Source organism: Arthrobacter agilis (assembly GCF_030816075.1).
Lineage (GTDB): Bacteria > Actinomycetota > Actinomycetes > Actinomycetales > Micrococcaceae > Arthrobacter_D > Arthrobacter_D agilis_E.
The window spans coordinates 2,244,839-2,256,753 of record NZ_JAUSXO010000001.1 but is presented as its reverse complement, the minus strand read 5'-3'; the positions used below and the strand labels follow the sequence as shown (position 1 = coordinate 2,256,753).

Here is an 11,915-nt window from a genome sequence, read left to right as displayed (position 1 = left end):
CATGCTGCTACCAGCGGGCTCCCAGCTTGGTGGGAAAGACTTTTTACTCGGGACATCCGTCGTCAAGGCAGTCCCGAATCCCCGGTATCACTGCTCGAAGCCCCCGGGCGAGAGCAGGATCCGATCGGGATTCGCCGCGAGAAGGGGTACATGATGTCTAGCGTTAAGGCGGCACGAGCCGCCGTGGAGGCGGTCTCCGAAGCGGACGCGCCCATTCTGGACGAGCACGGCAACCCGTGGGTCGCGCCGTCGTGGGAGGAAGTCGTCACCACGTACTCACCGAAGGTCTACCGCCTGGCCTACCGGCTCACCGGTAACCGGTTCGACGCCGAGGACCTCACCCAGGAGGTCTTCGTCAGGGTGTTCCGGTCCCTCGCCAACTTCAAGCCCGGCACGCTCGACGGCTGGCTGCACCGCATCACCACCAACCTCTTCCTCGACCAGGCCCGGCGCAAGACCCGCATCCGCTTCGACGGTCTCACGGAGGAGGCGGAGAGCCGCCTCCCCAGCAAGCACCCCGGCCCCGAGCGGAGCTTCGAGTTCAACAACCTCGACATCGATGTGCAGGCCGCCCTCGAGGAACTCCCGCCGGACTTCCGTGCCGCCGTCGTGCTCTGTGACCTGGAGGGCCTCGCCTACGACGAGGTGGCGCAGGTGCTCGGCGTGAAGCTCGGCACCGTCCGCTCCCGCATCCACCGCGGACGCACGATGCTGCGGGAGAAGCTCGCCCACCGTGATCCGCGCAGCTCCGGCGGGACCGGCGCCGCCCTCGGAGTCCCACGGATCGCCGGCCTGGGCTAGGACCGATGCTTCATCCTCATCGTTCGCTCCAGGACCTCGTGGACGGCGAGTTGTCCGATCGGCGGCGGATCGCCGTGGAACGGCACGTCTCCCGCTGTGCGTCGTGCACGGCGTCGGTCGCCCGCCTCCGGAGCCTCAAGAGCGCCCTGCTGGGCCTTCGGAATCCGTCGCCGGACCCCGGCTTCCAGCAGCGCCTCCTCTCTCCGCACGTGGGCTCCGGCTCCACCCCCAGGTCCTCTGCCGAGCGCGAGGAGCGCACCGGCTCGAGCGCGGCCTTCGTACGAGCCCACCACGAGCGCACGGCGCCGCGACGCCGCCACCGCACGCTGGTCCTGGCGGGCGGGTCCGCCGTCGCCGCGGCCAGTGTGCTCGCCGCGGCCTACGTCGTCGGATCGGAGGCCGTCCCGGTGACGGCGGAGGGCGCCCGGGGGGCCACCGCGCTCCGCGCCGGATGGGACTCGGTGGCCCCGCAGACGCCCACGTACCTCGACACCGGCCAGCTCGAGACGCTCCGGGAGGGCGGCTGGTACTGCCCCGAACTCGAGTCGCTCGGATTCACCCTGCAGAGCGCCGAGGGCATCACCGTCGGTGGCAGGCCCACCCTCGAACTGGTCCTCGAGAACGACGGCGACACCGTCACGGTCTACGAACAGAGGAAGGTCGGCGACGCCGGCGGCCTGGACGAGCCACCCCTGAACGCCGTGACCGGCAGTCCCGTGAGCTCGGACGGCTTCGAGCACATCGGCGGTGCCGATCGCGACATCTGGGTGCGCTCGGGCGAGCCCTGGCAGGTGGTCCTCGACAGCCCCACGGTCACCTACACCGTGGTCTCGGACCTGCCGGCGGCCGCGATGCCGCAGACGCTCAATCAGCTCGTCGCGACGGAGCACGCCCAGCTGTCGCTGTCACCGCAGGGACAGGACGATTCGATGATGGCCCGCATCATCCGGGGCCTGTCTCGGATCACCCACCCGGAGGGCGACGGCGGGTAGGTGGCCGACGGGGCGCGCAGACGTGGACCGTCGGTGGCCCCGGTCCGCCGGCTGTCCAGGGGCACCGGCGAATGTGGCCGGCGCCGGCCGGAAAGGTAGTCTTTTCACGTGTTGGGAATCAACGGCCTCGAACTCGTGGTCCTGGCGATCATCGCCGTCGTGGTGCTCGGCCCGGAGCGGCTTCCGGAGTACGCCGCCCAGCTCGCGCGGCTCGTCAAGGGACTGCGGCGCATGGCGACCGGAGCGCGCGAGCAGCTGAGGGAGGAAGTGGGCCCGGAGCTGGACGAGGTGGACTGGCGCAAGCTCGACCCACGCCAGTACGATCCCCGGCGCATCATCAAGGAAGCTCTCCTCGACGACATCGAGGACGTCTTCAAGCCGGTGAGCCCGAACGCCCCCAAACCCGTGGTCACTGCCGCTGCCGCTCCCACCGCGGCGACGGGCGCCACCCGCCCCACCGTGTCCGTCCCGCTCGGTCCCCGGCTGGAGGCCGGGCAGGCCGCACCGTACGACCGCGAGGCGACCTAGCACCCTCCCCCCCCGGATCAGGCGGCCTACGGCCTGCCGGACGGGCCGGTCCACAGCAGCCCGAGTCCGAGGCGCCCGGGCTGTCGGCACCGGGACCGTCATTCCCTGACCCTCGTGCCCTGACCGTCGGCGCCGGTCGGCTCAGCGCACGCTGACGGGAAGCTTCAGGCCCTCCAGCCCGCGGGGTCGGCGCGCGAGCGCCGACGCGATGGCCAGGAGCTCCTCCCGCGCCGCCGAGTCGCCCCCGCCGAGCACCAGCGGCGTGCCGGCGTCGCCGCCCTCGCGGAGCGACACCTCCAGCGGGATGCTGCCGAGCAGCGGGACCTGGGCGCCGAGTGTCGCGGACAGGCGCGCTGCGACGGTGCTTCCGCCCCCCGCGCCGAAGAGCTCGAGCCGACCGCCGTCGGGCAGCCCGAGCCAGGACATGTTCTCGATGACGCCGGCGGACGCGTTGCCCGGTCTGGGCCGCCATGGCCCCGGCCCGCTCGGCGACATCGGCCGCTGCGCTCTGCGGCGTGGTGACCACCAGGAGTTCGGACGAGGGCAGCAGCTGAGCCACCGAGATGGCGATGTCCCCGGTGCCCGGCGGCAGGTCGAGGAAGAGCACGTCGAGGTCGCCGAAGTACACGTCGGTGAGGAATTGCTCCAGCGCCCGGTGCAGCATCGGTCCGCGCCAGGAGATGGGCTGGTTGCCCTCCACGAACATCCCGATGGAGATCACCTTCACGCCGTGCGCCACCGGCGGGAGGATCAGCTCGTCCACGCGTGTGGGCTGCTGCGTGATGCCCATCAGGGCGGGGACGGAGAAGCCGTAGACGTCCGCGTCCACGATGCCCACCCGGAGCCCCTGCGCGGCCAGGGCGGCCGCCAGGTTGACGGTCACGCTGGACTTCCCGACGCCGCCCTTGCCGCTGGCGACGGCGTACACGCGCGTGAGCGACGACGGGCTCGTTGAACGGTATGCCGCGACGCCCGCCGGCACCCTTCAGGCGTTCCTTCAGTGCGTCCCGCTGCGCCTGGTCCATCACGCCGAGCTCGACCTCGACGCGGTCCACGCCGTCGACGCCCGCGAGCGCGGCCTCGGTGTCCCGCCGGATCGAGTCACGCAGCGGGCAGCCGGCGATGGTCAGGAGCACCCGGACGCGCACGGTCCCGCCGTCGATGGACACGGACTCGAGCATCCCGAGTTCATCGAGCGGGCGGCGCAGTTCGGGGTCGATCACCGTGGCCAGCGCTGCGCGGACGGCCGCCTCGGCGGGCAGGTCACGTGTCACCGGGACGGTTTCCTCCCGGTGGGCTGCACCTTCGGGAGCGTCACGGTGTTCTCGGACGGTTTGCGGGGTTTCCGCTTCTGCAGGACCAGCTCCTGCCCGTCGGTCGCCTCGATCAGCTCCTCGAGGACCGAGCGGAGCTCCGAGCGCACGTAGTCGCGCGTCGCGACCTCGCGCAGGGCGATGCGCAGCTCGGCGATCTCCCGGGTCAGGTACTCGGTGTCCGAGAGGTTGCGTTCGGCGCGCTGCCGGTCCTGCCGCAGCGACACCCTGTCCCGGTCGTCCTGGCGGTTCTGGGCGAGGAGCAGCAGGGGGGCGGCGTAGGAGGCCTGCAGGGACAGCATGAGCGTCAGGGCCGTGAAGCCGAGCGCCGCACTGTCGAAGCGGGCGTTCTCCGGCGCGAACGTGTTCCAGGCCAGCCAGATCAGGCAGAAGATGGTCATGTACAGCAGGAACTGCGGGGTGCCCATGAACCGGGCGAAGTTCTCCGTCGCGCTCCCGAAACGGTCCGGGTTGGGCCGCGGCCTCAGCAGGAACCGCTTCCGCGCCTCCCTGGGGGTGTCCAGTCCACTCGAATTCGACCTCGTCTTCTCAGCCACGGCGGTCACCTCGTTTCAGTCCCGGTGTGTCGTCCTGTGCCCGCCAGTCGTCGGGCAGCAGGTGGTCCAGCACGTCGTCGACCGTCACGGCGCCCACGAGGCGCCCCTCCGTGTTCACGACGGGCAGGGAGTTCAGGTTGTAGGTCGCGAGGATCCTCGAGACCTCGCTCACGTCGGCCTGGTCGCCGACGGCCTCCAGGTCGGTGTCGATGATGTTGCCGAGCGGCTCCGGCGGCGGATACCGCAGGAGCTGCTGGATGTGCACGACGCCGAGGTAGCGTCCCGTCGGCGTCTCCAGCGGAGGCCTGCACACGAAGATCGACGAGGCGAGGGCGGGGGTCAGCTCCTCGCGCCGCACATGCGCGAGGGCCTCGGCGACGGTCGCCTCCGGGGGCAGGATCACCGGCACGGTGGTCATGAGCGAACCGGCCGTCCCCTCCTCGTACTCGAGGAGGCGGCGCACGTCCTCGGCGTCGTCGGGCTCCATGAGCTGGAGCAGCTCCTCCTTCTGCGCGTCGGGCAGTTCGTTGAGGAGGTCGGCCGCGTCGTCGGGGTCCATCTCCTCGAGCACGTCAGCCGCGCGTTCACGCGTGAGGGACGTGAGGATCTGGACCTGGTCGTCGTCGGGCAGTTCCTGCAGGATGTCGGCGAGGCGGTCGTCCTGCAGCTCGCCCGCCACCTCGAGGCGCCGCTTGTCGTTCATCTCGTGCATCGCCTCGGCGAAGTCGGCGGGCTTGAGGTCGTCGTGCTGCGCGACGAACTGGGTGGCGCCCTGCGGTTCGTCCGTGGTGCCGTGGAAGGCGTCGAGCCAGTCGATGATGAGCCGCTCGCCACCCCGGCGCAGCCCGCGCAGGGGTGACACCGCGCCGCCGCGGCGGACGAACAGCTGGGAGACGTGCCAGTCGCCCGCCCGGTTGCGTTCCATCGCGATGTCCTCGACGACGGCGCTGCCGCTGCCGTCGCGGAGCGTGAGCCGGCGGTCGAAGAGTTCCGCGACGACGAGCATCTCGGCACCGCGCTGCTCGAAGCGGCGGAGGTTGACCAGGCCGGTGCAGATGATCTGCGACGGGTCCATCGACGTGATGCGCGTCATGGGGACGAAGACGCGCTTCTTGCCGGGCACCTCGACCACGAGACCCACGACCTGCGGCGTCCTGGTGGGGCCGCGGTCGAGCACGACGGCATCCCGCAGGCGGCCCAGGCGGTCGCCGAGCGGGTCGAACACGTCGAGGCCCAGGAGCCGGGCGACGAAGACGCGGGTGGGGTTGGTAGTCACAGCTCTAGGCTATCGGGCGCGGGGGGCTCGGACGGCATCGCCTCAGGGCCCCCCGGCCGCCCGGGAGGGCGTCCCCCGGGAGAACCCTCCCGCGGTCGCAGGCGTTAGGCAAGAATGGACACCATGTCGACACCACCACTTGGAACCACTGCCTCCCGCGATCTGGGCCGGGTGCTGCCCACGGGCGAGACCATCGGCCGGTACACGAGCTACCTCGATGCCCAGAAAGCCGTGGACTACCTCGCGGACAACAAGTTCGCCGTCCAGCGTGTGGCGATCATCGGCAACGACCTCAAGACCGTCGAGCGGGTGACGGGGCGCCTGACCTATCCGCGCGTGGCGCTCGGCAGTGCCGCGACCGGCGCCTGGTTCGGCCTCTTCGTCGGGCTGATCCTGAGCCTGTTCGCCGGGAGCGAGACCGGGATCACCATCACCTCCTCGATCGCCCTGGGCGCCATCTTCTGGCTGCTCTTCGGCGTGCTGACCTACACGTTCCAGCGCGGGCGGCGTGACTTCACCTCGACGAGCCAGGTCATCGCCACCAGCTACGACGTGATCGTCGAGCCGAGCCTCGCCGCGGAGGCCCGGCGCCTCCTGCAGCAGCTGCCCATGAACGGGCAGGCCCAGCACCCGGGCGGGGCGCCCTCCGCCTGGGGGCAGCCGCAGGGACAGGGACAGGCTCCCGTCCAGCCGCCCCAGCCGCCCCAGCAGCACACTCCCGAGCGCCCCGCAGGATGGAATGACCCCTACGCGGGCCAGCAGGGCCAGCAGGGTCAGCAGGGCCAGCAGGGTCAGCAGGGCCAGCAGGGTCAGCAGGGTCAGCCGGGGCAGCCCGTCCCGTCCGAGGACCAGACCGCCGGTCCCGGCACCACGGGACCCCGCCGGGGCCAGTTCCCCGATCTGCCGGACGGCCGGCCCCAGTACGGCGTGCGCGTCGAGGAGCAGCCGGTGGGAACCCCGGCGGCGGGCCCGGACGGAGCGGCGCAGGCCGGCCCTGACGCGGTAGCCGCCCCGGACCGGTCCGGGGACGACGAGCGCCCCGGCAGCCATGGCTCCTCGGCCGCGGGCGGCTCGCACTAGCGGGTCCTGCGCGCCGGGCCTCCTCCGGAGGCCGCCTGCAGCACGAAGGCCGGGACCCTCGGGTCCCGGCCTTCGTGCTAGGGCCTTCGTGTTACGGCCTGCGCCGTCCGGACGACCCCTCGGGGGCCGCCCGCGTGGCGCTACTCGCCGGTGCTGCCCCAGATGCCCGCGATCCAGGCCTCGACGTCGTCGGGGTCCCGGGGGAGGGCCGCACTGAGGTTCACCGGTCCGTCGGCGGTCATGAGGATGTCGTCCTCGATCCGCACGCCGATACCCCGGTACTCCTCGGGGACCGCCAGGTCCTCGGCCTTGAAGTACAGGCCCGGCTCGATGGTGAAGACCATGCCCTCGGTGAGGATCCCGTCCAGGTACAGTTCCCGTTTGGCCTGCGCGCAGTCGTGCACGTCCATCCCGAGGTGGTGGCTCGTGCCGTGCGGCATCCAGCGGCGGTGGTGCTGGCCCTCGGGCGCCAACGCCTCCTCGAGGGAGACGGGCAGGAGGCCCCACGCGTCCAGGTTCTCGGCGAGCACGGTGACCGCGGCGGTGTGGATGTCGCGGAACTTCCGGCCCGGCTGCGCCGCGGCGAAACCGGCGTCGGCGGCGTCGAGCACCGCCTGGTAGATCCTGCGCTGGATCTCGGTGTACTGCCCGGTGACGGGGAGTGTCCTGGTGATGTCGGCGGTGTACAGGCTCTCGGCCTCGACGCCCGCGTCGAGCAGGAGCAGGTCCCCGGCCTTCACCTGGCCCGTGTTGCGGATCCAGTGCAGCGTGGTGGCGTTGTTGCCGGAGGCGGCGATGGTGTCGTAGCCGAGGTCGTTGCCCTCCTCGCGTGCCCGGGTGAAGAACGCCCCTTCGACGACGCGCTCGCCGCGCGGGTGGGTGAGGGCCCGGGGGAGCGTCCGGATCACTTCGTGGAAGCCGTTGACGGTGGCAGCCACGGCGGCCTCCATCTGCTCGACCTCCCATGCGTCCTTGATGAGCCTCAGCTCGGAGAGCGCTTCGGCCAGCACCGCGTCGAGGGCGTCGGCCTGCTCCAGGTCCACCCCGGTGTTGATGCGGGACGTGTCCACCAGCGCATCGGCGTTCAGGTCCACCTCCCGGAGGAGGCGGATGCTGACGCCGCCGATCGCGGGGACGCCGGCGTCCTTCGTGATGGCCACCTCGAGCTCGGCGAGGTCCGCGGTCTCGAGGTCGAGCTGGGCCCTGATCTGCGCCATGGACAGGCGCTGCCCGATCCAGAACTCGCCGTAGCGGGCGTTCGCGTAGAACTCGGCGCTGTCGCGTCCCGCGAGCTCCCGGAAGTACAGGGTGGCGGTGTGGTTCCCGCCGTCGTCGCCCGTGCCGGGATCCACGGGTTCGAGGACGAGCACGGCGTCCGGCTCGTGGTCGAGGCCCAGGCCCGTCAGGTGCGCGAACCCGGAGTGCGGGCGGTACCGGTAGTCGGTGTCGTTGGAGCGGACCTTGAAGGGGCCGGCGGGGATCACGAGGCGCTCGCCGGGGAAGCGGTCGGAGACGGCGCGACGCCGCCGGGCCGCGTGTTCCGCGACGGGGGCGACGGACGGGAGGTCGTCCGAGGCCGGTGCCCAGCGGGAGGCCATGAACGCCTTGAAGGCCTCGGAATCGGGCCGTTGCGACCGGTTCTCGTTACGGGCGGCGAGGGGCTGGCCCTCGGGTGCGTCGGTGGGGATGTCGGATGCGGGTGCTGTGTCGTCGGTGCTCACACCCGCCATCGTCCCACCCCCGCCGCGTGTCGGGAAAGTCCGGCGCGGAAGGCCGGAAGGCCGGAGCGGCGCGGGAGCCCCTGACCGGGCCCGGCGCCCGCGGCGCGTAGATTGGATCCGGTGAGAATCGATCTGCACACCCACTCCAACGTCTCGGACGGTACCGAGGACCCCGAGGTCCTGATCGGGTCGGCGGCGGCCGCCGGGCTCGACGTCGTCGCGCTCACGGACCACGATTCGACGGCGGGCTGGGACAGGGCGCGGACCGCCGCGGACAGGCTCGGCATCGGGTTCGTCCCGGGCATGGAGGTCTCGTGCCGTACGGACACCGGCATCAGCGTCCACGTGCTGTCCTACCTGCACGATCCTGCCCACCCCGGCCTGGTCGAGGAGATCGCGAAGTCCAGGTCCGCGCGCCTGACGCGGGCGCGGCGGATGGTCGGGCTGATGGCCGAGGACTTCCCCATCACCTGGGACCTGGTGCAGCAGCACGTCACGGAGGGCGCGACGGTGGGTCGCCCGCACATCGCCGACGCGCTGATCACCCTCGGCGTGGTGGGTACACGCTCGGAGGCCTTCGAACGGATCCTGACCGCGCGCTCGCCCTACTGGGTGAGCCACTACGCACCGCACCCCGCCGCAGCCGTCGCCCTCATCCGGGACGCCGGAGGGGTGCCCGTCTTCGCCCATCCGTCGGCATTCAACCGCGGCGCCGTGGTGGGCGGGGACGTGATCGACGAGATGATCGACGCCGGCCTGCTGGGGCTCGAGGTGGAGCACCGCGACAATCCGGAGGAGGCGCGCGTGGAGCTGCGGAGGATCGCCGGCGACCACGGGCTGCTCATCACGGGGTCGAGCGACTACCACGGCGCGGGCAAGCCCAACCTGCTCGGGGAGAACGTCACGGCGCGGGAGACCCTGGAGGCCATCACGGCACTCGCCACGCACACGCCGGGCTAGCCGGTCAGGTTCGGCGCTGCGGCCGGCGCGTCAGGTCCATGGGGCCAGGCGCGCGTGCATGACCTCGATGGCCTGCGGATTCCGGTCCACGCAGACGAAGCGGCGGCCGAGCTTCCCGGCGACGGCGCCGAGGGTCCCCGAGCCGGCGAAGAAGTCGAGCACCCAGTCGCCCTCGCGGCTACTGGCCGCGACGGCGCGGCGCAGCAGGCCCTCGGGCTTCTGCGTGGGGTAGCCGGTCTTCTCCCGGCCGGTGGGGGAGACGATCGTGTGCCACCACACGTCGGTGGGGAGCTTGCCGAGGGCCGCCTTCTCCGCGGTCACGAGCCCCGGCGCCATGTAGGGTTCCCGGTCCACCTCGTCGCTGTTGAAGTAGTAGCCGGACGGGTTCTTCACGTATACGAGGATGTTGTCGTGCTTGGCCGGCCACTTGCGCTTGGCCCGCGCACCGTAGTCGTAGGCCCAGATGATCTCGTTCAGGAAGCAGTCGCGGCCGAACAGGGCGTCCAGCATGACCTTCGCGTAATGCACCTCCCGGTAGTCCAGGTGCAGATAGAGCGTGCCGTCATCGGCCAGGAGCCGCCACGCCTCGGCGAGCCGGGGCCAGAGGAAGTCCCAGTAGTCCTCGAAGGCGTCGTCGTAGCTCGCGAGCATGCCCTTGACCGTCGAGTACGAGAGGCCCTTGAAGCCCACGCGGTCACCCTCGCCCTGCGCCGCCCGCACCATCGAGGTCTGCTGGCGGCGCTGCACCCGGCCCGTGTTGAAGGGCGGGTCCACGTAGATCATGGTGAAGGCCGCGTCCGGCAGTGTGGCGAGGTACTCCGCATTGTCCGCGTGCACCACCAGGTTGGCGCCGTCCGCGCTCCACAGGGGAGGCACGGACGGCGCAGGGAGCTCCGACACCGGGTGTCAGTCCTCCGTGCCGCCGGCAGGCTTCCCGACGACCTCGCCGTTGCGGCGGCGGGTCCGGCTGCGGCGCGGACGGTCGCCCGCGGGCGCCTCGCCCTCGCCGCCGGAGCGACGACGGCGTCCGCCCTCGACCCCCGTCCGCCTGCGCGGGCGCGGCAGGAGCGTCCGTCGCGGAGCTGTTCCCGCCGCGGCCGCGGCTGCGCGAACGACCGGAGCCGTCGCCGGAGCCTGAGCCTGAGGGTGCGCCGTCGCGGCGCGGGCCGCGGCCGCCGGAGCGCCCCTGGGCGTCGTCGTCGCGGGTGCCGCGCGTGCCACCGCCGCGCTTGCCGGTCTCCCCGAGATCCTCGAGGACCTCGGCCTGGATGCCGGCCAGCTTGCGGTCCTTGCGGGGCAGGCGGCCCTTGGTGCCCTCGGGGATGTCGAGATCGGTGTACAGGTGCGGCGACGAGGAGTACGTCTCGACGGGTTCGGGCGTGTCGAGGCCGAGTGCCTTGTTGATCAGGCCCCAGCGGGGGACGTCGTCCCAGTCGACGAACGTGACCGCGGTGCCCTTCTTGCCGGCACGGCCCGTGCGGCCCACGCGGTGCAGGTAGGCCTTCTCGTCCTCGGGGCACTGGTAGTTGATGACGTGCGTGATGTCCTCGACGTCGATGCCGCGCGCCGCGACCTCCGTGGCGACGAGGACGTCGATCTTGTCGCCGCGGAAGGCCCGCAGCGCCTGCTCGCGGGCACCCTGGCCGAGGTCGCCGTGGATGGCGCCGGCCGCGAAGCCGCGGTCGATCAGTTCCTCGGAGAGCTTCGCCGCGGTGCGCTTGGTCTTGCAGAAGATGATGGCGCGGCCGCGGTTCCTGGCCTGCAGGATGCGGGCCACCACCTCGGCCTTGTCCAGGTTGTGCGCCCGGTAGATGACCTGGCGGATGTCCTTCTTGGTGATGCCCTCGTCCTCGGGGTCCGCGGCGCGGATGTGGGTGGGCTGCGTCATGTAGCGGCGTGCCATCGCGATGACGGGGCCGGGCATGGTCGCGGAGAACAGGAGCGTCTGGCGCACCGGAGGCGTCGCGGCGATGAGGGTCTCGACGTCGGGCAGGAAGCCGAGGTCCAGCATCTCGTCGGCCTCGTCGAGCACCACGATCTTCACGTTCTTGAGGACGAGCAGCTTCTGCCGGTACAGGTCGATCAGGCGTCCGGGCGTACCGACGACGATCTCGACGCCCTTCTTGATGGCCTCGATCTGGGGCTCGTAGGCACGGCCGCCGTAGATGGTGACGATCCGCGCGTTGCGCTTCTTCGCCGCCGTCGTGAGGTCGTTCGCCACCTGCACGGCGAGCTCGCGCGTCGGGACGACGACGAGGGCCTGCGGCGCGCCGGGGACCGGGAGCTTCTCGTATCCCGCGTCGTCGGGGCCGACCACGCGCTGGATCGCCGGGATGCCGAAGCCGAGGGTCTTGCCCGTGCCGGTCTTCGCCTGGCCGATGATGTCGTGGCCGCCAAGGGCGATCGAGAGGGTCATCGCCTGGATGGGGAAGGGGTGGGTGATGCCGGCGTCTGCAAGGGACTCGACGATGTCGGGGCGGACGTTGAAGTCCGCGAAGGTCTCGGCGACGGCCGCGTGCGGCTCGTCGGTGGTGACCAGGGTGTCCTCGACGTCGATCGCGTCGGCCGAGTTGTCGGCGACGAGGTGATGGGCGTCCGTCATCTGGGTGGTGTCTTCATTGATGTCGTGCACGTTCTACCGTTCATTCAGGCCCCGCGGCCGCTGAGGCTCGACGCCGGGATCGATT

General features: G+C 71.4%; 10 protein-coding genes and 1 pseudogene. 5 read left to right on the top strand and 6 right to left on the bottom strand.

What is annotated here, in order from left to right; translation table 11 throughout:
• Positions 1-150: 150 nt before the first annotated feature.
• The 3 genes from sigE (at position 151) to QFZ50_RS10420 (ending at position 2,321) form a co-directional block, all read left to right on the top strand.
• On the top strand, positions 151-801 hold the full coding sequence (sigE, locus tag QFZ50_RS10430) for an RNA polymerase sigma factor SigE (protein ID WP_307083952.1): 651 nt from the start codon (positions 151-153) through the stop codon (positions 799-801).
• A gap of 5 nt (positions 802-806) precedes the next feature.
• Positions 807-1,793: an anti-sigma factor family protein gene (locus tag QFZ50_RS10425; protein WP_307083950.1), complete on the top strand. Its 987-nt coding sequence runs from the start codon at positions 807-809 to the stop codon at positions 1,791-1,793.
• 108 nt (positions 1,794-1,901) lie between these two features.
• Complete coding sequence (locus tag QFZ50_RS10420; RefSeq protein ID WP_307083948.1) at positions 1,902-2,321, top strand: Sec-independent protein translocase TatB; 420 nt, start codon at positions 1,902-1,904, stop codon at positions 2,319-2,321.
• A 141-nt stretch (positions 2,322-2,462) separates the two neighbouring features.
• Here the strand turns inward: QFZ50_RS10420 and QFZ50_RS10415 are convergent.
• From QFZ50_RS10415 to QFZ50_RS10405, 3 genes and pseudogenes are all read right to left on the bottom strand, one after another.
• A pseudogene (locus tag QFZ50_RS10415) lies at positions 2,463-3,595 on the bottom strand (Mrp/NBP35 family ATP-binding protein).
• Positions 3,592-4,191, bottom strand: a complete 600-nt coding sequence (locus QFZ50_RS10410; protein WP_307083946.1) for a DUF1003 domain-containing protein — start codon at positions 4,189-4,191, stop codon at positions 3,592-3,594. Before QFZ50_RS10410 ends, QFZ50_RS10415 begins: the two are co-directional and overlap by 4 nt.
• The gene (locus tag QFZ50_RS10405; RefSeq protein WP_307083944.1) at positions 4,184-5,467 is read right to left on the bottom strand and encodes a magnesium transporter MgtE N-terminal domain-containing protein; all 1,284 of its coding nucleotides are present in this window, start codon (positions 5,465-5,467) and stop codon (positions 4,184-4,186) included. Before QFZ50_RS10405 ends, QFZ50_RS10410 begins: the two co-directional genes overlap by 8 nt.
• 123 nt (positions 5,468-5,590) lie before the next feature.
• Here QFZ50_RS10405 and QFZ50_RS10400 point away from each other — a divergent pair, with 123 nt between their 5' ends.
• Entirely contained in the window at positions 5,591-6,547 is a 957-nt protein-coding gene (locus QFZ50_RS10400; protein WP_307083943.1) for a general stress protein, read from the top strand.
• A gap of 140 nt (positions 6,548-6,687) precedes the next feature.
• Here the strand turns inward: QFZ50_RS10400 and QFZ50_RS10395 are convergent, their stop codons facing one another.
• Positions 6,688-8,277, bottom strand: a complete 1,590-nt coding sequence (locus QFZ50_RS10395; protein WP_307083941.1) for an aminopeptidase P family protein — start codon at positions 8,275-8,277, stop codon at positions 6,688-6,690.
• Between the two features lie 111 nt (positions 8,278-8,388).
• Between QFZ50_RS10395 and QFZ50_RS10390 the strand changes: the two genes are divergently transcribed.
• On the top strand, positions 8,389-9,228 hold the full coding sequence (locus tag QFZ50_RS10390) for a PHP domain-containing protein (protein ID WP_307083940.1): 840 nt from the start codon (positions 8,389-8,391) through the stop codon (positions 9,226-9,228).
• Positions 9,229-9,258: 30 nt separating this feature from the next.
• Here the strand turns inward: QFZ50_RS10390 and QFZ50_RS10385 are convergent, their stop codons facing one another.
• Both QFZ50_RS10385 and QFZ50_RS10380 read right to left on the bottom strand, forming a co-directional pair.
• The gene (locus QFZ50_RS10385; RefSeq protein WP_307083938.1) at positions 9,259-10,002 is read right to left on the bottom strand and encodes a DNA-methyltransferase; all 744 of its coding nucleotides are present in this window, start codon (positions 10,000-10,002) and stop codon (positions 9,259-9,261) included.
• A complete protein-coding gene (locus QFZ50_RS10380; RefSeq protein ID WP_307086759.1) occupies positions 9,923-11,830 on the bottom strand; it encodes a DEAD/DEAH box helicase in 1,908 nt (635 codons plus the stop codon). The genes QFZ50_RS10385 and QFZ50_RS10380 overlap by 80 nt, the downstream gene beginning before the upstream one ends.
• Positions 11,831-11,915: the final 85 nt, after the last annotated feature.